The organism is Paenibacillus sp. MCAF9 (assembly GCF_052114265.1).
Taxonomy (GTDB): domain Bacteria; phylum Bacillota; class Bacilli; order Paenibacillales; family Paenibacillaceae; genus Pristimantibacillus.
The window spans coordinates 64911-88509 of the sequence record NZ_JBFREL010000017.1 but is presented as its reverse complement, the minus strand read 5'-3'; the positions used below and the strand labels follow the sequence as shown (position 1 = coordinate 88509).

18 protein-coding genes are annotated in these 23599 nt (G+C 46.9%); all 18 read left to right on the top strand.

Annotated elements, in window-relative coordinates; genetic code table 11:
- Positions 1-273: 273 nt before the first annotated feature.
- The 18 genes from AB4Z45_RS22200 (at position 274) to cysC (ending at position 23573) form a co-directional block, all read left to right on the top strand.
- Positions 274-954: a response regulator transcription factor gene (locus AB4Z45_RS22200; RefSeq protein ID WP_441911614.1), complete on the top strand. Its 681-nt coding sequence runs from the start codon at positions 274-276 to the stop codon at positions 952-954.
- Positions 951-2342: a sensor histidine kinase gene (locus AB4Z45_RS22195; protein ID WP_441911613.1), complete on the top strand. Its 1392-nt coding sequence runs from the start codon at positions 951-953 to the stop codon at positions 2340-2342. The genes AB4Z45_RS22200 and AB4Z45_RS22195 overlap by 4 nt, the downstream gene beginning before the upstream one ends.
- A 73-nt stretch (positions 2343-2415) precedes the next feature.
- Positions 2416-4107 carry a S41 family peptidase gene (locus AB4Z45_RS22190; protein ID WP_441911611.1) on the top strand — a complete coding sequence of 564 codons (1692 nt, stop codon included), beginning with the start codon at positions 2416-2418 and terminating at the stop codon, positions 4105-4107.
- A gap of 5 nt (positions 4108-4112) precedes the next feature.
- On the top strand, positions 4113-4736 hold the full coding sequence (locus AB4Z45_RS22185; RefSeq protein ID WP_441911609.1) for a hypothetical protein: 624 nt from the start codon (positions 4113-4115) through the stop codon (positions 4734-4736).
- Positions 4737-5044: 308 nt separating this feature from the next.
- Positions 5045-5749, top strand: a complete 705-nt coding sequence (locus AB4Z45_RS22180) for an ABC transporter ATP-binding protein (protein ID WP_441911607.1) — start codon at positions 5045-5047, stop codon at positions 5747-5749.
- Positions 5750-5751: 2 nt separating this feature from the next.
- On the top strand, positions 5752-8076 hold the full coding sequence (locus tag AB4Z45_RS22175) for an FtsX-like permease family protein (protein ID WP_441911641.1): 2325 nt from the start codon (positions 5752-5754) through the stop codon (positions 8074-8076).
- A gap of 507 nt (positions 8077-8583) precedes the next feature.
- Positions 8584-10902: a glycosyl hydrolase family 18 protein gene (locus AB4Z45_RS22170; protein WP_441911606.1), complete on the top strand. Its 2319-nt coding sequence runs from the start codon at positions 8584-8586 to the stop codon at positions 10900-10902.
- Between the two features lie 147 nt (positions 10903-11049).
- Positions 11050-11259, top strand: a complete 210-nt coding sequence (locus AB4Z45_RS22165) for a CPBP family glutamic-type intramembrane protease (RefSeq protein WP_441911640.1) — start codon at positions 11050-11052, stop codon at positions 11257-11259.
- A 36-nt stretch (positions 11260-11295) separates the two neighbouring features.
- Positions 11296-13119 carry a sensor histidine kinase gene (locus AB4Z45_RS22160; protein WP_441911604.1) on the top strand — a complete coding sequence of 608 codons (1824 nt, stop codon included), beginning with the start codon at positions 11296-11298 and terminating at the stop codon, positions 13117-13119.
- Positions 13119-14621, top strand: coding sequence for a response regulator transcription factor (locus AB4Z45_RS22155; RefSeq protein ID WP_441911603.1), 1503 nt, complete (start codon positions 13119-13121; stop codon positions 14619-14621). The genes AB4Z45_RS22160 and AB4Z45_RS22155 overlap by 1 nt, the downstream gene beginning before the upstream one ends.
- Before the next feature lie 319 nt (positions 14622-14940).
- Positions 14941-16302, top strand: coding sequence for an ABC transporter substrate-binding protein (locus tag AB4Z45_RS22150; protein WP_441911602.1), 1362 nt, complete (start codon positions 14941-14943; stop codon positions 16300-16302).
- 91 nt (positions 16303-16393) lie between these two features.
- Positions 16394-17260 (top strand): carbohydrate ABC transporter permease, encoded by an 867-nt coding sequence (locus AB4Z45_RS22145; protein WP_076269499.1) that lies wholly within the window; start codon positions 16394-16396, stop codon positions 17258-17260.
- Complete coding sequence (locus AB4Z45_RS22140) at positions 17257-18162, top strand: carbohydrate ABC transporter permease (RefSeq protein WP_441911600.1); 906 nt, start codon at positions 17257-17259, stop codon at positions 18160-18162. Before AB4Z45_RS22145 ends, AB4Z45_RS22140 begins: the two co-directional genes overlap by 4 nt.
- A gap of 375 nt (positions 18163-18537) precedes the next feature.
- Positions 18538-19644: a Gfo/Idh/MocA family protein gene (locus AB4Z45_RS22135; RefSeq protein WP_441911599.1), complete on the top strand. Its 1107-nt coding sequence runs from the start codon at positions 18538-18540 to the stop codon at positions 19642-19644.
- A gap of 112 nt (positions 19645-19756) precedes the next feature.
- Entirely contained in the window at positions 19757-20560 is an 804-nt protein-coding gene (locus AB4Z45_RS22130; RefSeq protein WP_339208147.1) for a sugar phosphate isomerase/epimerase family protein, read from the top strand.
- Positions 20561-20594: 34 nt separating this feature from the next.
- Positions 20595-21989: a sulfatase family protein gene (locus AB4Z45_RS22125; RefSeq protein WP_441911597.1), complete on the top strand. Its 1395-nt coding sequence runs from the start codon at positions 20595-20597 to the stop codon at positions 21987-21989.
- Positions 21986-22990 (top strand): Gfo/Idh/MocA family protein, encoded by a 1005-nt coding sequence (locus AB4Z45_RS22120; protein ID WP_441911595.1) that lies wholly within the window; start codon positions 21986-21988, stop codon positions 22988-22990. The genes AB4Z45_RS22125 and AB4Z45_RS22120 overlap by 4 nt, the downstream gene beginning before the upstream one ends.
- A gap of 31 nt (positions 22991-23021) precedes the next feature.
- The gene (gene cysC / locus AB4Z45_RS22115) at positions 23022-23573 is read left to right on the top strand and encodes an adenylyl-sulfate kinase (protein WP_076269504.1); all 552 of its coding nucleotides are present in this window, start codon (positions 23022-23024) and stop codon (positions 23571-23573) included.
- The last annotated feature ends 26 nt before the right edge of the window (positions 23574-23599 follow it).

Genomic DNA, 23599 nt, shown 5'->3' with positions numbered 1-23599 from the left:
AAATCGTGTTTGATGGTTATGAACCAATCGTTGTGATGTCACAATGCTTGGTTCATTTTTTTACCAGAAAACTGTGTTTTAAAGCTCCAGACAATCAGAAGATGTTATACTTTTAAAGCAGCCGTATTGTATTCGCTTTGGCTGCTTTTTATATTGTGCTTCTGATGTTGTACGCATGCCACCGCGTGGTCCGTCCAGTGAATATAAGGTGGGGATTGCAGCGTTCAACATTCAAACGTAAGGCTATCGTTTTCCAAGTGGAGGATTGTTTATATGGTCAATATTCTTATCGTGGACGATGATCCTAACATTCGCGCCTTGATGCGCCTTTATTTGAAGAATGAAGGATTCTATTTGACAGAGGCGGACAACGGCATCGATGCGCATGCTATCGTCAAAGGTTCGGGAATCGATCTGGTCATCCTCGACATTATGATGCCGCATATGGACGGATGGGATTTGTGCAGAGAAATTCGGAAAAGCGATCCCGACATTCCGCTTCTGATGGTAACGGCCAAGGGCGAATCGGGTCAAAAGATAAAAGGCTTCCAGCTCGGGACCGACGATTATATGACGAAGCCGTTTGATCCGGTTGAGCTTGTTATGCGGGTTAAAGCGTTACTGAAGCGATCCCGTATTGCCTCGTCCCAGGTCATATCATTGGGCGAAATCGTGCTGAATCGGAAAACGTATAAGGTCATGCGGGGAGAAGAGGAATTAGCGTTGCCGCTAAAAGAATTCGAGCTGCTGTTCATGCTTGCCGGCCACCCGGGGCAGATATTTACGAGAGAGCAGCTGATCACCCAGATTTGGGGCATGGATTACGAAGGCGACGACCGAACCGTCGATGTACATATCAAGCGGCTTCGGGAACGCTTTGCCGGGGACGTCCGCCATTTTCGCATTGAAACGGCACGCAGTGTCGGCTATCGTCTGGGAGTGAATCCGGGATGAAATCGTTATACGTTCGCGTTGTGCTGACTTTTCTGGCCGCCATCGTCATCAGCTTGGTCTCATCCCTTCTTCTCGCCCTTGCTCTATTTCAGAATGATCTGAACGCTACGGGTAAAAACGATATGATCGCGGCTGGAGATCGTATAATACGCGTGTACGAGCAAACGAATCCTCCGGATTTGGATGTGTTCATGAATGATATGGCTGAATTGGTTTCCTATACCTTGCAGCTTTACGACGACAATGGCGGGATGAACTCCTATGTCCCGACCAAAGGCAAGAAGGTCGAAGCGATTAACTCGGAATCGGTTCGCATGGTACTACGAGGAGAGCCTTACCGTTCGCATGGAAAAGATAACGGTACGTTCGTCGGCCTTCCGTTTTCATCCGAAGGAAAACATTATGCTTTAATTTTGCAGAGCTCTTCCAAGAACGAAATTACGATCTTCCGATTATTATTCACTATTCTGTTCCTCATGCTTGCGATCGGAAGCTTGTGCATTCTCATTGCCGGCAGATACCTAGTGAAGCCTCTTCAAGCGATGACGGATGCGACTAAGCGGTTGGCCAAAGGGGACTTTGAGGTTGAGTTGAAAATCAATCGCGGAGACGAGCTCGGAACTCTCTCGCGGAGCATTAACGACATGGCCCTAGAAATCAAGCAATTGGAGCGGATGCGACAGGATTTCGTATCAAATGTATCCCATGAAATCCAATCGCCGTTAACTTCCATCTCCGGATTCGCGAAGGCGCTAAAAGATGGCAATCTGGTTATTGCGGAGGACGATCGCGTCCAATACTTGGATATAATCGTTTCCGAGAGCGACAGATTATCCAGACTCAGCGATAATCTGCTGAAGCTCGCTTCCCTCGAATCGGATCATCATCCGTTCGAGATAGAATCGTATAAACTAGATGAGCAAATTCGACGAGTAATCGTTGCGTGCGAGCCCCAGTGGTCGGCCAAAAGCATTCGCGTCGACATAGAGTCCCCTTCGGGAGCCGGCGTAGAAATAACGGCCGACCGGGATCAACTCAATCAAGTTTGGATGAATTTGCTAGGGAATGCCATCAAGTTCACGCCCCGCGCCGGTCAAGTTCTCATCGCGATCAGCCGGCCTCATCCTCATGAGATTGCCGTTACGCTAAGCGATTCCGGGATCGGCATTGCGCCGGACGATTTAAGCTTTATTTTCGAGCGCTTCTACAAAGCGGACAAGTCGCGGGCCCAAGACCGAAGCGGCAATGGTCTCGGTCTTGCCATCTCCCACAAAATCGTTGCTCTCCATCGCGGAAGCATAGAGGTGAAGAGCACCGTCGGACTGGGCACGACGTTTACCGTGATGCTTCCCGCTGCCTTGCATAACGATTCCGCCATTTGCAAATAAGTTCACGCTCCGTTCATATTTCTCCAATACACTCAGTTCGATTCACATATAACTGATCGGAGGAATAGAAACGATGAGCTTTATTCAAGATGTTTTCGATTCATTGAAATGGTTGACTGTCTGGGAAATGATTTTATGTGCATTAAACTTGTTCGTCTTGCTGAGGTATGCTTGGCCCATTCTCAAAAATAACCGCTGGTTGGATTTTATACCGAGCGCAGGTGTAATCATTGCGATTATTAGCCTTATGAAAGGCGACTCCTCTTTACTGGCTCTGTTGATTTACTCCTCTACGGCCATCCTATTCTTAAGTACTGCGAGAAGAGTCTTTAAACCGGCCATTAAGCCGATGTCTTCGAAATTTCGCATCGTCATGGTTATCGTTTGCGTCATTGGTACCCTTCCTACGCTATTGGCATTAACCGTTGCGGGAGAAGTTCGTTACAATCCGGTGAGCGATTTAAGCCATAAGAGCTATTCCAAAGCTTTTATCGCGATGAACGAAAGGTTGTCCGCCGAGTACCCTTTTGGAGACTGGAAAAAAATCGATTGGGAGGCAAAGAAAAAGAAATACGAGCCTCTTTTCCTCCAAGCGGAAAGCAACCATGATCCGAGCCTCTACTATAAAACTTTAAGGGATTACCTCTTTTCTTTCCGCGACGGCCATATCGAAATCGCGAATGAACATCTGTACGACGATAATAACACGTTTAAAAATGAAGTCGGCGGCGGAGTCGGAATTAGCGCCGTTCAATTGGATAACGGCAAGGTATTGGTTAGCTTACTGTTAGCTGGCAGCCTGGCTGACAAAAGCGGAATCAAACTCGGAGCCGAAATCATTTCGTGGGACGGGAAAAACGTTCGGGAAGCATTGGACCAAACGTCCTGGAGCGAGAACCCATCGGCAACCGAAGGAGATCGAATTCAAAATCAAGGGCGTTTCTTGGCAAGAGCTCCAATCGGCAAAGAAATCCAAGTCGAATTTCGGAATCGGGATGATGAATCGAGCAAGAATGCGACGCTTACAGCCTACGACGATCAATACGAGACCTTGAGGAAAACGAAAATTAAGCTGAAAAAAGAAGATCCTCCCGTAGAAGGCGAGATCCTTCGGGAGGAATACGGGCACGTGAAGATCAGATATTTTCTTCCCGGAACGACACAATCCGATCCTGCGCAAGCGCTGGACGACCTATTAAAAGAGTTTCAAGAGAAACGCGTAAAGGGAATCATCATCGATTTACGGGATAATCCGGGCGGAGACGACAACCTTGTTGCCCAAATGGCAGGACATTTTGTGAACGAGAAGAAGATCTATGAATACGTCAGTTACTACAATCGAAATACGGGTCGTTTCGAAATCAACCGCGCCGAAACCAGAACCGTTCATCCTTCGCGGATTTACTTTCCAGGGAAAATCGCCGTCCTCATTAATTCGAACACCGCGAGCTCAGGGGAAGGATTGCCTTTGTTCTTGAAAGGAATGCAAAATGTCAAGATTATCGGCTTTGCGTCCACGAACGGTTCGTTCGGAGTCGTGTCCGCTCCTATAGAGATGAAAATGCCGGGAGGATATATCGTGCAGTTCCCGGATGGCCGATCACTTAATCAAGACAAAACGATTCAAGGCGATAGCGATGAACGCGGATTTGGCGGAGCAACTCCCGATATCACGGTTCCGATGAACGAGCAAACGTTTAAGATGAAATATATCGATGGGCAGGACGTGGAATTAAATTATGCAATAGATTTTTTGAAGGAGTGAAACAGATGACCATAATCGACAAATTAGCAGCTTCACTTAACCGCAAAGACGAAGGTCCTAACCAGGAGCTGGCGAAATATATTGCCGATCGAGATGATAAGGGAGCGGTAATAGAGCTAGTTGATAACTTGCATAACAATGACAAGAACATCCAAAGTGATTGCATTAAAGTTCTCTATGAGATAGGAGATCTGAGGCCATCATTAATTGCTGAATACAGCAAAGAGTTCGTAACATTGCTTGATGATGGAAACAATCGACTTGTTTGGGGGGCTATGACAGCACTAGATGCAATAACTCTTGAAAATCCGGAAGTTATATATTTAGCACTAGAAAAAATTGTTGATATTACGGACAAAGGTTCGGTAATCACCAAAGATCACGGAGTAAATATTTTGATTAAACTTTGTTCGATCAAACCATATGCGGATCATGCATTCACATTACTCATCGAACAGCTTAAGAAATGTCCGACCAATCAGCTTCCAATGTATGCGGAGAATGCAATAGCCATCGTTAACGATAATAACAAAGACCTTTTCATAAAGACGCTTTCCTCACGACTGGGCGATATTGAAAAGGATACAAAACGAAAACGAGTGGACAAACTGATTAAGAAATTGAGCTGAAGCTTAAGTGAAAAGGTATTATTCAAGAGGAGTAGCCTATTACAGGCTGCTCCTTTTTTTTTGTGAGCAAGTGGAGTAACAATCATAACTGAGGGGCTATCATCAGATTTTGTTGGCGATACCTTGACAATAGATCGATCAAACTCCTTCTGAAGACGGAGAGCAAAATACATCGACTGAGGGAAGGTCATTTCTTTTGGATGGTATATGATGGAAGAATAGTGCAGCGATTGGGCGTTGCCTCCATAAGTTAACCGATGAAACAACAAACCATGTTCTAAAAAATAGGATACAAGGAGATGACTGTAGTGAAAAAGTTAATTGATTTTAAAAATGTAACGAAAGAATACAACATAGGTGAAGTGACGATTAAGGCGCTAGCTGGTGTTGATTTTTCCATATCAGAGGGGGAATTCGTTGTCATTTTAGGTGCAAGCGGTGCCGGTAAAAGTACAATATTGAACATACTTGGCGGAATGGATACAGCTACTTCAGGTCAAGTGTTTGTTGGTGACCATGAAATCACAAGATTAGGCGAAAAAAAATTAACGGAATATCGTGGTGAGAAGGTAGGTTTTGTATTTCAATTTTATAATTTGATTCCGAATTTAAACACGCTAGAGAATGTTGAATTTGCGACGGAAGTATGTAAAAACCATTTGGACGCTAAAGATATTTTACATAAAGTGGGATTAAAAGACCGAATCAAAAACTTTCCTTCCCAGTTATCTGGAGGGGAACAGCAAAGAGTTGCTATCGCGAGAGCGGTTGCCAAAAACCCTTTACTATTGCTTTGTGATGAGCCCACCGGAGCTTTGGATTATGTAACGGGCAAGTCTGTCTTGAAGCTTCTTCAAGATTTGAACAAAGATACGAAAAAATGCGTTGTTGTGGTCACACATAACTCTGCAATTGCTCCTATGGCTGATAAAGTCATAAAGGTTAAAAGCGGAAGGATAGAGAGCATCACAATAAATCAGGAAAAACAAAGTGTTGAAGGGATTGAATGGTAATTATGAAATTATTTTTAAAGTCATTAAGGGATATCAAACAATCGATAGGACAATTTATAGCTTTTGTTTTGGTTATCGCAGTAGGAGCTTTCTTCTACACGGGGCTTGTAACTTTGAGCGACAATCTTGGCGCGTATACGAAGGTTTATTTTAAAGAACATCATTTAAGCGACTTAAATGTATACTACAGCCAAATTTCAAGCGATGATGTGGCTCGTCTAAGCGAGATCGCAGGTATTCATAAAATAGAAGGACGGTATAGCTTTGATGCCACGCAAGCTTTTGAAGATTATAAAGCTACATTAAAAATCCATTCGATTCCTGAAGAAAATGAAATAAATACGTCTACGATTATTACGGGCAATATCCCGTCAAAACAGGATGAAATCGTAATAGATTCCGCTTATGCCAAAGAACATCATTTACAACTAGGTGACACAATCAGTATTAGCAGGAATGGAAGAAACTTTAATTTTACAATTAGCGGCTTGATTGAGAATGTTGAACATACCAAAAAGAATGAAACGCAGGACCATAAAACCAGCGGAATCGCTTATATTGGCGAAGAGACAATTACTGCAATCGCAGACGGCTTTTACTATAATGAAGTCATGATTGAGGCTCAAGAGGGTTACGATATTGATAAAATAGGTCAAACCATTGAGGTTCAATCCAAACAACTCCCTTATTTAACTCAAGAAACTAAAGAACGCTCTTTCAATTACTCTCAATTAAATCAAACGATACATAATAATAAATTGATGAGTAAGGTTATACCTCTCGTTCTCTTTTTAATTGAAGCGGTTATTCTGTTCCTTACGATGTCGAGAATTATAGATTCACAAAGAAACCAAGTAGGTATTATGAAAGCATTAGGTGTAAAAAACAGAAATATTATGCTTCATTATATGGGGTATCCTGTGCTGGCAAGCATCATAGGTTCTATCCTTGGTTATGTCATATCCGCTATTGTATTTATTCCATTAATTACAGCGTCGAATGCAAGAGCTTACTCTATGCCTGATATTTCATTCACACTTTCAATATTTTCTATTATTCCTCCTATTATTTTCTCCAGCGCTTTTGGAATCCTGTCATGTTACTTTAGTGGCAGAACGATATTAAATGAACGTGCAGCCCAGGCGATGCGTCCTAAACCGCCAAAGAAGATGAAGAAGCTGCTCATTGAAAAAATTCCGGGTATTTGGAGCCGAATTTCCTACAGTCATAAGCTCATTTTGAGAAATATATTTTTAAATAAACAAAAAGCTTTAGCGAGCTCCGTTGGTGTTGTTGTAAGCACTGTTTTATTGATCACTGCATTTGGCACACAAATGTCTTTGGTGAAGGTGGCTGATCAAGTTGAAGAGGTGTATACCTATGATTTGAGAGTCGATTATGCAATAGGAACATCTTCTGATTCGATTAATCTCCCTTCCAATATTGCAAAAAGTCATAGATTATCCACCTTTCCTGTTGCCTTTATAAAAGAAGATGTCAAAGAAAATGCCACATTAGTTGTTACGGAAAAAGAAAACGACCTTATTCATTTCTTTGATGAAAATGATCAAAGAATTCGTTTAGAAAACAATGGTGTACTAATACCCAAATCTTACGCTGACAAGTATCATATAGCTGAAGGCGATACAATCCAAATGGAATTTACAGCACCAGAGCTTAACCAAAAATCGGTGAACATGAAGGTTTTAAAAATATCTAACCAATATTCGAATCCTTCGTTTTATAGCACGCCCGAATATATGAATAGTTTAGGCATAGACTATCGCCCAACCTCGGTTTTAGTTAAAGCGAACAGCTCCGCAGATCTGATAAGCGTTCGTAATTTCTTTGAGCAGGATCAACGTGTAGACTCAATCGCAGATAAGGATGATCTAAAGAAATCCGCGCAATATATTTTGAGGCAAAATAGTTTTGTATTTATTATGTTTATCATTTGTGCGGTCATACTCTCCTTTGGGGCTATCTATACGATATCTTCCATTAACATTTATGAAAGGATTCGTGAGCTTGCAACACTGAAGGTATTAGGCTATCAAAAAAATAAAATAAACCGGCTTATCTTTTCCGAAAATATCATTTTAACCGCCTTTGCGGTCATTGTAGCGTTACCGATCAGCGGCTATATCTACACCATTATTGTTCAGGCATTGTCGAGTCCCCATCAGCAAATCCCAGATAAATTAAACATAACGATCCTGTTAGTTTCTATCCTGCTTGCGTTCTTGCTTACTACGCTTTCTAATTTACTGCTTCGGCGAAAAGTTTCTCAAATTAATATGATTGAATCATTGAAAAGTATTGAATAGAACGTATTGATCGTTTCATTAGAGTAAGATTTTCGAAAATTCACAAGGCATTTATGTTAAACACGCTATAGTTTAGCGTGTTTTTTTGTGCTGTGATACCTTTTTCTAATAAAGAACTCAGAGGGGATAAATGGCTATAGAAGGATAATATTAAACGATTCTGGTTTCTATGAAGTTGAAATAAAAACCCATTTTCAAAGAATAAGAGATATTTATCCCTTAATAACATAATCAACCTTCTTTTTGGTTATGGAGCTACCTCGTACAATAAAGGGAGAAACATATCAGATACTCGCTTTACACCGCTTTTCCCCCCCCGATCTTCTTTGTGCAATCTTCTTTTCTCTTGTTCAAACGACTTAGCAGAACTATGATGTGACGGTTTTCCTTTGTTTTTATCCTTACTGTAGGAGGTGACTGGGCAGAGTCTATTTGATATTCACTTATTGAAAGCGATTTCAAATTTGAAGGAAGAGGTGTATTTAAGAAATGGTACTAGGCGGAGCATTGGTACGAAAAAGTAGTGTTATCCTGTTGGTTGCTTTTCTCATCCTCTCATTGTTTTATTCCCTAGCATTTGGTGGACAAAAGGTAGAAGCAGCTTCAAATTCAAAGATAATCGGGTATTATCCCTCTTGGGGTGCCTATGGCAGAAATTACAATGTCATGGATATGGATGTTAGCAAGGTGACTCATATTAATTATGCGTTTGCAGATATTTGTTGGAATGGCATTCACGGAAATTCAGATCCGACAGGACCTAATCCTGTGACATGGGCTTGTCAGGACGAAGTGGGTTCGATTAACGTGCCAAATGGGACAATCGTATTAGGCGATCCTTGGATCGACACAGGGAAAGCGTTCCCGGGGGATACGTGGGATAAGCCGATAAAGGGAAATATTGGGCAGCTGATTAAGCAGAAGCAAGCTAACCCTCATTTAAAAACAATTATCTCTGTAGGCGGATGGAGTTGGTCGAACCGATTCTCTGATGTTGCGGCCAGTGCAGCCACAAGGGAGACATTCGCTAATTCAGCGGTAGACTTCCTGCGAAAATATCAATTTGATGGCGTTGATCTCGACTGGGAATACCCAGTGAGCGGAGGGTTAGCTGGCAATAGCGTAAGGGCTGCTGATAAGCAAAACTATACGCTGCTGCTTCAGAAGATTCGCGAGAAGCTTAATGCTGCGGGTACGGCGGATGGTAAAACTTATTTGCTGACGATAGCCTCTGGTGCAAGTCCGACGTATGCACAGAATACCGAGCTAGGTAATATTGCTGCGATTGTTGATTGGATCAACATTATGACATATGATTTCAACGGTGGCTGGCAAACTGTAAGCGCCCACAATGCTCCGCTGAATTATGATCCTGCAGCAGCAGCGGCGGGCGTTCCAAACGCAGCGACATATAACAGTGCGTCTGGCGTGCAAGGGCACTTGGATGCCGGTGTTCCAGCTAGTAAAATTGTGTTGGGAGTTCCTTTCTATGGTCGGGGCTGGGCCAATTGCGCAGCGACCGGTAATGGGCAGTATCAAAGCTGCTCTGGCGTGCCTGCAGGTACATGGGAAGCGGGATTATTTGATTATACAGATCTCGAAAACAACTACATTAATAAAAACGGCTACACACGTTATTGGAATGATACAGCGAAGGTACCTTACTTATATAACGCTGTTAAACGTACTTTTATCTCCTACGATGATACAGAATCACTCGGGCACAAGACAGCCTTCATTCAAAGCAAAGGGCTTGGCGGTGCCATGTTCTGGGAGTTTAGCGGTGACCGAAACAAAGTACTATTAAACAAGCTGGCGAGCGATTTGGCAGGATCCGGTAGTGCAGATATCATTGCGCCATCTGTACCGGGCAACCTTCAATCCACTGCAAAAACATCAAATAGTGTAACTTTGGCTTGGGGTGCGTCCACTGACAACGTTGGCGTGACGGGTTATACCGTGACTTATGGTTCTACAAGCGTAAACGTCACAGGAACGAGCACGACGATTAGCGGTCTTGCTGCTAATACAGCCTATACGTTTACAGTGAAAGCGAGGGATGCGGCTGGCAATATTTCGGGAGCTAGCAATGTGCTTACAGTAACGACGAATCCACCAGCGGCAGACACAACCCCGCCAACAGCGCCAACGAATCTTCAAGTCACAGGCAAAACGTCCTCCAGCGTTAGTCTTTCATGGACTGCATCTACTGACAACGTTAGCGTGACGGGTTATACCGTGACTTATGGTTCTACAAGCGTGAACGTCACGGGAACAAGCACGACAATTAGCGGTCTTGCTGCTAATACGGCATATACATTTACTGTAACAGCGAAGGATGCAGCTGGGAATATTTCGGGAGCGAGCAATGCACTTCCAGTAACGACAAATCCAGCTACGGGAGATACAACCTCGCCAACAGCGCCAACGAATCTTCAAGTCACAGGCAAAACATCCTCCAGCGTCAGTCTTTCATGGACAGCATCTACTGACAACGTTGGCGTAACCGGTTATACCGTGACTTATGGTTCTACCAACGTGAACGTCACGGGAACGAGCACGACAATTAGCGGTCTTGCTGCAAATACGGCATATGCCTTTACTGTAGTGGCGAAAGATGCCGCGGGCAATGTTTCGAGCGGCACATCAGTTGCCGCTACGACTGATGCAAACGGTGGAACGGTAAGCGCTTGGGCACCAAATGTAAGCTACAAAGCAAACGACCTCGTTACTTACGGAGGCAAAACCTATTATTGTATTCAGCCTCATACATCATTAGCTGGCTGGGAACCATCGAATGTGCCAGCACTATGGGGTTTGAAATAAGCAAGAGCAGCCGCCCTGCCTAAGGGCGGCTTTTTTATTTTTTAAAGGCTAAATAAAAGGAATAATAAGTTGATTATTTATTCATCTCAAATAGAATCATGGAAGGTAAACTAGCATGCGTGTCGAAAATAGAAGTTCACACTCCCAATCCTCATTTCCTCCTTATTATTTGCAGTCTCGCATTTGCAATACTATACATTAAACAAATTAAGTGTAAGGTTTATGTTCTTTGCTTTCATAGGCGGGATCATATTTGGAACCATTGCAGACATCACACATTCCATATTCATTTCTGTATTACTGCATATTCAGTATAATTTGCTATCTGTCTATTACTCTAGAAAAGTGAAAATATAGTAACTAATTTAAAAAGGTTTACCAAGAGGAGAAGCCATGATGAAAAATTGGAACGACTACTTGCTGAAGAGTAAAATGTTCATCGTCTTCTCCGCGGTATCGCTGTTCATCGTCATGCTGACCTGTATTATTTTCTACTATAAAAATGTAAACGATATCAAAAATCAAACGTTAGCGCTTTCGGACACGATTTCTCGGCAGTTCAGCCGAACCTTTGAGCTGTATATTCAGGATATGGAGAAGCTCTCCGTGTCTATTATTGGCGATCCAATTATTCAAGAAAGTTTAATTGATCATTACGGCATCCCGGACTCCGTCACGCAGAATCAAATTGAACTGACGATCAACAATAGACTGTTCACCCATCTTCAGCCGCGCCCTCAGCTCCAGAGCATTTATATTTTCACCACGGACGACATCGCTTATTTTGTATCGAAGGCGGGGGGACCTAAAATAAGCTTCAATCTTCAAAGCGAGAGCTGGTATCAGAATCGGCTGGATATGCCCGGAGTCAAATTTCTGCTTCTGCCCGTCACGGCGGAGAATACGGGCGGTGATCGTGAAGCTCAGGTGATATCCTTCGTACGGAACATCAGCCGCATTCCATACCTTGATGTTTTAGGCTATATGAAAATTAATATTAATGTGAATGTCATCAAGGACATGCTCGTCAATTCCGACAGCAACGACGTTGAACGGAATATGAGAGCGTTCATCATTACCGATGAAGGCAGCGTCGTCTATGACGACAGGAATGAGCTGACGGGCAGCAATGACACTGGAATTGATCTATCCATCTTCCAAGGCAATCATGAATCGAATGAGGTGGTGTGGAACGGCGTGAGCTATATTTATACAACGTCGAAATCCTCCTATACGAAATGGAATACGTTAATTCTAATTCCGAACGAATTTCTGCTGTCCAAGCAGAAACATTCTAGTTATATTCTTTTTCTCGTTGGCCTGCTCGCGATGGGGCTGATTGCGTTCGTGTCCTATATGCTGTCTTATCAGATGACGCTTCCGCTCCGTAATTTGATGAAAAAGATGACGCGTGTCGAGCAGGGGGATTTGAGCCAGAGAATGGAGGTGGCCGGCAACAATGAGATCGGCCGTCTGAGCCGTATCTATAACAACATGCTGGATAGTATTACACGCTTAATTAGCGAAGTGTATACATCCAAACTGGCGGAGAAGAATGCGCAGCTATCGGCACTGCAGGCGCAGATCAACCCTCATTTTTTGTATAACACGCTTAACATTATGAAGTCTATCAGCAGGGTTCGAGGCATTGAAGAGGTTGCCGAGATGGCAGAATCGCTGGCCGAGCTGTTCAAATACAGTATGACAAATCTTCATCATCCCATCCCGCTGCGTGACGAGATGGAGCATATAAGCAATTACATGAATATTCAGCAGCATCGATTCGGCAATCGATATGAGTTCTATATGGACGTGCCGGAAGCGCTGCTGCAAGCATCGGTGCTGAAGCTTACCGTTCAGCCGCTAATTGAGAACGCAATCGTTCACGGACTGAGCAAGGTCAAGTCAGGCGGTCGAATCAACATCGCTGTTAAGAGGCTTGGCAGTGAACTGATTATCGAAGTATCCGACAACGGTTGTGGTATTGAAGAAGAGCGCATCCACATGCTGCGCCGAAGGTTGGAGAGAGTACAGGCGGTGGACGCTTACGATGAGGAGGGGCAGGGGATAGGCCTGTCCAATATCGCGCAGCGAATCAAGCTGTTCCATGGTGTCAAATATGGAGTAGAGCTGATAAGTTCCCCAGGCCGTGGAACGACGGTTAGGTTGACGTTCCCGTATGAACGATTCGTCAAGGTGAAGGGAGAGGCCGACTGATGAATATATTTTTGGTAGAAGACGAGCGGTGGGCGCTTGCGGAGCTCGAGGCCCTCTTTAAACGTTACGAGCCGCAGCATCGTGTGCTTGCGTTTGAGAACGGGGAAGATGCGCTGGAAGCAGCGAAATCCGTAGTCCCACATCTCGTATTGACCGACATTACAATGCCGGGCATTGACGGTGTGGAGCTGCTGACCGAGCTTGGCCGCAATCATCCTGACGTCAAAGGTATTATTCTCAGTGTCCATGACGATTTTGCTTATGCACAGCGGGGAATGCAAACTGGCGTGACGGACTATTTGCTGAAGCCAGTTAAGAAAGAGACGCTTTACAAGGCGGTTGACCGCTTGCTTGCGCGTATTGAAGACGAGTCACGCAGCCGGAGCGACCTTGTTGCGTGGTCACTTCTCCAGCGGCTGATGGCGGCGGATGCGATGGAGCATGTTAAGCCAACCGAATCTGAGCAGCAGCGTTTGTTCATGGTGCTGCTGCTTCTGGAGAACTGGGCATCGCCGCTTACTTGGAAGGATGCCGGGCTTGAGGCATCGGATATTCTCTCGCATTTCGGGAGCGTCTTGAACAAGGAGCGGGATAGTCATTGCATTACGATTGACGCCCGCCGCAGAGTTCTGCTGCTGCCCGCTGGGAATGAAGCATTTACGCAGTCGCTAAAGACAAAGCTTCAATCGCTCTTCGAGTATGTGAACACCCATGGCATTCTTCTCCATGTGAGCTTTACAATAAAGAAAGAGAACGAGAGTCTGAATCGCAGCTTCATCCGCCTTGGCAAGCAGCTTGAAGAGCATTTGCGAATCGGCGAGCCGACCTTGGCATCACCGGATATGAAGCTGGCTGCGCCTGATATTTCCGAAATATGGGTAAAGGCGCGTGCACTGCAAGCACAGGTTAAAGCGGGCGAGATGGCAAGAGGACGAGATACGATATCGCGTATCGTCAAGGGTCTTCAGTACAAAGAGGTCACCCAAAAGCAGCTGGTGCAGTTTGCTAGCGATTTGTTCTATTCGTTGAAGTTCAATTTGCAAGCAGAATCATTGATTCTACTGCAGGAGGATATGAGCTTGCTGCACGAAGTGACCGACTATGAGCCAATCAAGGAATGGCTTACGGCAGCAGTATTCGGGATTGCAGGGACACACACATCAAAGGAACAGAAGCCAAAAGGGCTCATTCCGGTGTTGATGAACTGGATTCATGCCAACTATCAAGGCGACCTTTCCCTTCAGCAGTTTGCTTCTGATCATCATGTCAGTCTTGGACATTTATCCAGATTGTTCAAAAGCCAAACGGGCTACACCTTCTCCGATTATGTGAGTGGGTACCGGATCAGCAAAGCAAAGGATCTGCTAGCCGACGGCACGTCGCGTCCTTCTGAAGTCGGCGAGCTGGTAGGTTACGAGGATGCCAAACATTTCTCTCATTTGTTTAAGAGAATAACAGGCGAAACACCGACCGCCTTCGCAAAACGCAAATTGAGCGAATGATCCAAGTACTAGCAAGCAGTTAGACGACTTGCAGGCGATGCAATCTCGCAAGCTGGAAGTTTCCTCGCCCGAACCACTTCCTGTTGTGAAAAGGAAAAATTCCCCCCTTAAAATAGCAAATGAGCAGGTATTCATCAAAAACATAAACCCTTAGACTGAAAATACGAGGGAACCCGGGCCCTTGGAACGGAAGCTCGCTCTTTATGGAAGCGTATTCATCATATTGTAACTTACAGCATCAGTGATGCAAAAAGAGGCAACGATGGACGGCTGCCGAAAGGAGCAAGGGTCCATGCCTACAAAGGGAGGCTCCAGAACGATGAAACGAACGACTGCCAAAACACTCGCATTTGTGACAAGCGTGATGATGATCTTGCTGCTGCTCGCTGGATGCGGCAGCAGCAACAACACCCCCTCTGCGACGAAGAACAACACCGGCGCTACGAACGGGAAAACGGACACGACAAGCGAACCTGCAGCGAAAACGACCTTAACGCTGATGGTAGGCAATTCAGGCACAACGCTCGAAGCGCTCAAGGCTGTTGCCACTGAAGCAGAGAAAAAGCTGAATATCACCATTGAGTATGACATCAAACCGGATGGCACGGAAGGCGACAACCTCGTCAAGACGCGCCTAGCAACAGGAGATATGTCCGACCTTCTCGTTTATAATACGGGCTCGCTGCTGAAGGCAGTTAATCCGGTGGATAACTTTCTCGACCTGACGAATGAATCGTTTATGGCGGACGTGCTTGATTCCTTCAAAACGGTAGTTACGGTCGATGGCAAGGTGTACGGCGCGCCCGTCGGATCAAGCTCCGCAGGTGCGATACTTTACAACAAGAAGGTGTACGGTGAGCTCGGATTAACCGTCCCGCAAACATGGACCGAATTCATGGCGAACAATGAGAAGATCAAAGTTGCGGGCAAAACCGCTGTTATCGCGTCCTACAAGGATACTTGGACGTCCCAGCTGTTTGTTCTCGGTGATTACTACAACCTGCAGGCGCAGGTTCCGAATTTCGCAGACGATTACACGAACAATAAGGCGAAGTACGCAACGACACCAGCTGCACTGCGCAGCTTCGAAAAGACGGAGGAACCGTTTAAAGCAGGCTATATGAATAAGGACTTCCTAGCCACAACATATGACGTTGCTTTGAAAATGCTGGCCGATGGCACAGGTGTACACTATCCGATGCTGACTAGCGCACTTGATTCCATCTTGCAAAATAGCCCAGACAAGATCAATGACATCGGCGTTTTCCCAATACCGAGCGACAGCGCAGACGTCAACGGACTAACGGTATGGATGCCGAGCGGTCTGTACATCAACAAGAACAGCAAGAAAGTAGAAGCCGCCAAGAAGTTCGCGGAATATTTCGTGTCTAAGGAAGGCCAAGATATATTTGCCTCCAAAGTCAAGGCGGCAGGCCCCAATGTGATTAAAGGAATTGAGCTCCCTGACGATGCTTACGAGGGTGTCAAAGAAATGCAGAAATACTTCGATGAAGGCAAGACGGCACCTGCGCTGGAGTTCGTATCGCCGGTCAAAGGCCCGAACCTTGAGAACCTCACTGTCGCTGTTGGCAGCGGCATCACCTCCGCGCAGAAGGGCGCCGAGGATTATGACAAAGATGTACTGAAACAAGCGCAGCAGTTAAATCTACCGGGCTGGTAGAACGCCCGCCGCATGCGGGAATTCTAGTTGAAGACGGGGCTCCGCGCAAGAAGCTGCGGAGTCCGTTTTCTCCGGAAAGAAGGGGAGAGCCATGACCAAGCTTACGATTCGGACTTACTCTTATTTATTTCTTATTCCCGCATTTCTGATCTACTTCGTCTTTTATTTGCTGCCAACGGTATTATCGCTGTTCTTTAGTATGACGCGTTGGACGCTCACCGATTGGAATTACATCGGCTTCGACAACTATGTCACATTTTTCTCAGAGACGGCGCTCAGCATCGGCTTCAGGAACACGTTAATTTATGCGGTTGTAACCTGCGGCCTCAAGGTCATCCTTGGCCTCTTGCTCGGTGCGTTCCTCACCTCTACCGTTTTATTTAAAAACTATTTGCGTTCTGTTATTTTCTTCCCAACGCTGCTTAGCACGATCGCGGTCGGAATCGCCTTCTCGATTATGATGCATCCTTCGCAAGGGCTGATCAATACAAGTCTGGCTGTATTTGGTATTAACGGACCCGATTGGCTTGGCAATACGAAGATTGCGCTTCTGTCTGTTGCCTTAGTAGACGTATGGAAAGGTATCGGCGTTGCTACCGTTATTTATATCGCAGGCATTTCAGCCATTCCAGGCGAATATTACGAAGCGCTCAAAATTGATGGCGGTAGCAGCATGAACGCATTCCGTTATATTACCGTTCCCTTAAGCAGACCGGCGATGAATTCGGTCATCATACTCTCATTCATCGGAGGGCTCCGTTCCTTCGACCTGATCTGGGCCATGACGAAGGGTGGGCCGGGCTTCACGACCGACCTGATCGCCTCGATCATATACAAGCAGTATCAAGCGGGTTTTTATGGCCTAGCAACTGCGGGCAACGTTATCTTGTTTGTCGGTGTGTCACTGCTGGCGTTTCCTCTGTATAAGTACCTAACGAAAAGTGAGGTGCACTTATGAGCAGCGAAATGAGCCGAATGATGAATAAAGGCGTGGGCAAACCGCTGAACCGCGGCGAAAACAGGGGGATAAGCAGCGCAGCTAAGAGGATTATCGTTGCCGTGTTCTCGCTGGTGCTCAGCACCGCCATTTTTTGGATTCCGTTTTATTTTGTCATTATCAACTCTTTTAAAAATCAAGCCGAATCTGCACTTATGAATATGTCGTGGCCGAAATCATTTCATATCTTGGAAAATTACAGGGATGTGTTGACTGCTGCCGATCATATGCTAGTCCGCGCTTTTTATAACAGCATGCTGCTTACGGTATTATCGATCACTGTACTGATCATCGTCAGCGCGATGGCCGGATTTGTACTGCATCGCAGAGAAGGGGGGCGCTTTTCTTCCTTCTTAAACTTTCTAGTTTTGGCAGGTTTGATGATTCCGCCCGCGATCGTGCCAACGATCTGGGTACTCGACTCGATCGGCCTGTTCAAGACGCTTGCAGGCATCACTTTCGTGGAGGTTGCGCTGCACTTTCCGTTTACAGCTATTTTGTACAAAGCGTTTGTGGCAACGCTGCCGCGTGAAATTGATGAGAGCGCATTAATTGACGGCGCGGGCGGCGGGCGGCTGTTCTTTAGTATTATTTTTCCTCTGCTAAAGCCCGTTACTTCAACCATCATTGTGCTTGAATCGATAAACGTATTTAATGACTTTGTTAATCCGCTTTACTTCTTCCCAGGTTCCTCCAACGCGACGGTGCAATTGACGCTGTACAACTTCATGAGCCGGTTCACGACATCGTGGAATTTGTTATTTGCCGATATTGTTCTGATCTCTATCCCAATGCTCATTCTGTTCATTTTCTTCAACAAAAAAATTGTAGCCGGCATGACAGCAGGAGCTATTAAGGGATAAACATGCATGGACTGTAGTACTTGAGCACGAACGAATTTCATTTGATTTTGTCCTCATTCATAGAGCCGCAGTCATTAGGATTGCGGTTTTTTTAGGATGCTTGCGGTGAATCGGTCGCTGCAAATCTCACTTCGTGAGATCCTTGATCGACCTATGCATACCAGCTGTTTGAGATACATCCTAAATTGAGCCGTTCCTTTTTTAAAAGCAGTCTCGATCGGAAAGGTTTTTGTCCCGAACCGCCATGATTTGGACAGAAGTTGGCAGTATGATGAACTTATAAAAGCGTTTACAACTATGACGGCTTGGCGATTAGGCTATCGATATGATCTAGGAAATTCATTATCCAATTCAGAGGACGAGGGGAAGTTGAACATGGCGGTCAAAATCGGAATTGTAGGCATGAACGGGATCGGCAACAACCATGCGAACTGTTACAAGGAGGATGGACTGGCTGATGTCGTAGCGGTATGCGATGTCATTAAGGAGCGCGCCGACGCAGCTGCAGAGAAGCACGGTGTAAAAGCGTACTATACGCTTAAGGACATGATCGAGAATGAGCCTGATATTCAGGTGATCGATGTGACGACAGGCGGCATTGACAACGGCAGCTGGCATTTTGAACCGGCGATGGAAGCGATGTCTTACGGAAAGCACGTGCTCGTGGAGAAGCCGCTGTGCAACGATGTGCGAGAAGGCCGCGAGATGGTGGCATTTGCGGAGAAGCAGAAGGTGTATCTAGGCTGCAACCTGAACCATTACTTCACGCCGCCGGCGGAGAAGGCGAAGCAATATATGGAGAGCGGAGAGGTGGGCGAATTAATTTATTGTCTGGCCAAAATGGGCTTCAACGGCGGCGAGCTCAACTATGCGCTTGCCAGCTCGGATAAAGTGAAAGGCCACCCTTACTTCCATATGCGGGCGTTCCTGACCCACCCATTCAGTGTTATGCGCCATTTCTGCGGCGATATTACGCACATCCAGACGTTCTCCGACCGTCCAGGCTTCCGCCGGAGCGCAGGCGATGTTATGGTGTCCATCAACAGTATCCATATGAAGTTCGCAAACGGTGCAGTTGGCTATTTATTGAGTCAGCGCGGCGATGCTGTCTACGGATTAGGCGGATGGTGGAGTCTTGAGGTTGGGGGCTCGAAGGGGACATTCACCATTGAGAACTGCGTCGAGAAAGTATCGTTCTGGAAAGCGGAGAAAGGCATTCCAGCGATCAGCGTTCCGATTGAGCCTGAAGTGACGGATTTCGGAACAAATGATTTCAACCGGACTTTCAACCATCGTCTGCATGCATTTCTGGAGGATGTTGACAACAAGGTGTCTCCGGATGCGCTGCGCGCCAGCGGACGCGATGCGCTTGCTGTGCTGGAGTATGTGCATGCCGTACAGGAATCGTATGAACGCGGGGGAGAGGTCGTTCGTCCTCAGCCGCTGCCGCCGCTGCACGGCGATCCGTTTTATCTGAAATAATCTCAGTTAAGATAGCGAGTTGCTATTTTGTTGCTTGCGATTTCTATGTAGGTATCGCTGGAACATGAACTAATACATGTTTTACTAATCCATTATTCAGGAGGGCTCATACATGATTAAACTAGGTGTCAATTCCGTACTGTTCAAAGAGTTCGATTTCGCCGAAGCGGCGAAGCATATTGCGGCCTGCGGCTACGATGGTGTAGAGATTGCCGCTATTCAAGGCATGTGCGAGCATCTGGATCTCAGCCGCTGGAAGCAGCAGAAGAGCGAGCTGCAGGCGATTGTGCAGGAAAACGGCCTGACGTTTCTGTCGACTGAGGTTGCATCGCTCAATGAGGAGCGGCTGCTCCCAGCGTTCGAAGCTGCCGCTGAAATTGGAATTCCAATCGTAAACGTTGGTCCTGGCGGAAAGCTAGGTGTCGAAGAAGACCTGCAGGCATCTATCGAGATGCTTGCGCGGATGGCAGAGAGAGCGGCTTCGTATGGCATCACGCTCTGCGTTAAAGCTCATGTCGGCAATGCCATTCACAATACGCCGACCACGCTGCGAGCGATGGACTCGATCATCTCCCCCGCGTTCGGCATCGACATGGACCCGAGCCATATCCACCGTGCCGGCGAAAATGCGGAGAAAGCGCTCCCCGCTGTGCTTAGTCGCGTAAAGCATGTTCATATCCGTGACTGCAAAGGACGGGAGCAGGGACCTGGCCCGATCATGCTTCAGGCGTGCGGACGGGGCGACATCGATCTATATGGCTACTGCAAAGCGATGGTGGATGGAGGTTACGACGGACCGGTCGTCGTTGAGGTCATTGGTGCTTCACCTGAGCATACGCTTGCGCAGGTATCCATCGTAGCCGCTGAGTCGTACGGCTATCTAAATGCGGTTCTTAAACAGCTGAACGCGCGATAAAAGCATTATTTTCATCCAAAAGGAGGATTTCAAAATGACTAATAAGAAACCAAATATTCTACTGTTCGGCATAGATAGCCTTCGTCGGGATCATATGAGTGCGTATGGTTATTCGAGGCTGACTACTCCGCATCTGGACAAAATTGCTGCCGAGGGCGTTCTATATGAGAAACATTTCAGCCCGGGCATTCCGACAACGCCTGCTTATGCATCGATGCTGACGGGTATGGATGTGTTCGGAACCGACGTTGTGGCGCTGCGCCACGAAGGACCGCTTGGCAGTCACGTGAAGACGCTGCCTGAGCTGCTTGCGGAGAACGGCTATAACACGTCATGTGTCGGCTTCACGGGCAATCCATCATCACGCGGTTTCCATACGTATCTCGATTATGAATCTTGGGTGCCTGACGAGTCGGGGCGTACGCCTAAGGCGCAAAATCTAAACGATGTCGCTATTCCAGAGCTGGAGCGGCTGGCGGCAGAGGATAAGCCGTTTCTGCTGTTCATGCGGCATATGGATCCGCATTCGCCGTATTTGCCGCCTGCGCCGTTCGAGCGGATGTTCTACGGCAAGGACGAGAAGGACCCAGCCAACGACTCCATGGAGCCGGTTTATAATTTCAAGCCGTTCGCCGACTTCTTGAAGTCATGGATTCCGGAAGGCGTCACTGATGAAGCCTATGTTGGTGCGCAATATGATGGTGCAATCGCTTATATGGATGCTTGTATCCAAGGTATCTTCGAGAAGCTGAATGCGCTGGGCTTAGAGGAAGAGACGCTTGTCGTTGTTACGTCGGATCACGGCGAGACGCTGTATGAGCACGACTGTTATTTTGATCATCACGGCCTGTATGACTGTACGCTTGTTGTGCCGCTTATTATTAAGTTTCCGGGGCGTTTGCCTGCGGGAAAACGGGCTCAGGATGTGTCGGTCATCTCGGATATTATGCCGACGCTGCTGCAGTTGATTGGCATCGACAGCGGCATTTCCTTCGACGGCCGCAGCCTGCTTGAGCCGGTTGCGAGCGAAGATTCAGAGCGGATAAGCGAGCTGTATCTGACGGAATGTACATGGATGCGCAAGCACGGCTGGCGCACACCGGAATGGAAGCTGATCCGCTCGCTTGAGCCGGACTTCCACTTTAAGCCGGAGGTAGAGCTGTACAATCTGATCCAAGATCCAGAAGAAAACAACAATGTGGCGGAGCAGCAGTCGGAAGTTGTGGCACTGCTTACGAAGCGGATGGAGGACCATATTGCAAAACGTGAAGAGCAGACGGGTCGTACGAATCCGATCTATACGAATCTGAACTGGCATGGCAAAGGCCAGACGTTCACCTCGTCTGAGCAGGCATACGAGTCACTGCATATCGGCAATATTATTGGCGCGCGCTCCCTTCAATCCAAGGAGGAGGCGGCATCCAAATGATTCGGGTTGCTGTCGTTGGTGTCAATCATATTGGGAAAATCCATTGCCGTGCTTATCGGCAGCATCCAGATACGGAGCTTGCGGCTGTCTGTGATCTGATGCCAGAACGCGCAAAGGCGGCTGGCCTTGAACATGGCGTTCCAGCGTATACCGATCTGAGAGAGCTGCTGGCTAAAGAACAGATCGATCTAGTCGTCGTAGCGACAGCGGGTGTTGAGAAGGGCAGCCATCATTTTGATCCCGCGATGATTGCGATCGATGCTGGCAAGGACGTCCATGTAGAAAAGCCGATTTCTAATCGGATCGAGGAAGCGAGGACGCTGGTTGCTGCCGCCCGGGAACGGGGCGTCCGGCTCGCTTGTAATTTGAATCATCGATTTACGCCGGCTGCTTACAAAGCGAAAGAGCTGATGGAAGCTGGCAAGCTAGGCTCCCTTCTCTTTGTCAATATGCGGCTAACGATTCAGAACCCGCAGGAGGATACGGAATGGCTGCACATGCGTGCTCTGCATCCTCACTCCATCGATGTCATGCGGTATTTTGCCGGTGATATTAAGCGGGTTCAAGCGTTCATGACCAAGGCGCCGAGACGGCAGAGCTGGTCGACCTCATCCGTCAATGTGACGTTTGCATCCGGCGCGGTTGGCCACTTGACCGGCAGCTACGACATGTCGATGCGGCATCCCATTGAATATTGCGAAGTCGCAGGTAATGAAGGCCGGTTTGTTATCGATAACGTGTATGAAAGCATGACATATTATCCGCATTACTCCGACGAGCTGCTCGTTGTACGCAACTCGCTGTTTGGCGGGATGCAGGGCTTCAATGATACGTTTACCCATCGGATCAATCGATTCATCGAGCAGGTCAAAGCTGGCGATGCGCCGGAGAAGATCGAGGCGTCAGGAGCGGATGCGCTTGCCGCACAGGAAGTTATTGAAGCTGCAATTCGCTCGCATCAGTCCGGCGGGATGCCCATTGATGTACCTGCAATCGGATAAGCGACCGAACTTGGCGAGAGGAGAGGACAACTTGGATAAACAACATGGCTCGGTTATATGGTTCATGGGTTTGTCGGGAGCAGGCAAGACGACGACGGCCAAGCATATAGCGGCAGAGCTGCTGCGGGAAGGGCGGCATGTGGAGCTGCTCGATGGCGATGAGCTTAGAGAAACGATTTGTAAAGGACTTGGATTCTCACGGGAGGATCGATTGGAAAATATTAAACGGATCGTCTACGTCGCTAAGCTTCTCTCTCGCAATAGCGTAGATGTGCTCGTCTCTGCCATCACACCTTATGAGGAAATGCGGGACTATGCCCGTTCGCAGCTGCCCGGATTTGTGGAAGTTTATGTGCAGTGCCCGCTCGGGGAATGCGAGCGCCGTGATGTGAAGGGCTTGTATGCTAAAGCGAGAAACGGGGAATTGCACCATTTTACAGGCGTTTCCGATCCATTCGAGGTACCGCACTCGCCCGACATCATAATCGATACCGCTACTGCTTCATTGCAGAATAACGGCGAAGCCGTAATGGGCTGGCTGCATGCCAATATGAGGTTCAAGCATGCGGCGCAGCGAGCATAACCCAAGAGGTGAATAAGGACCGGAAT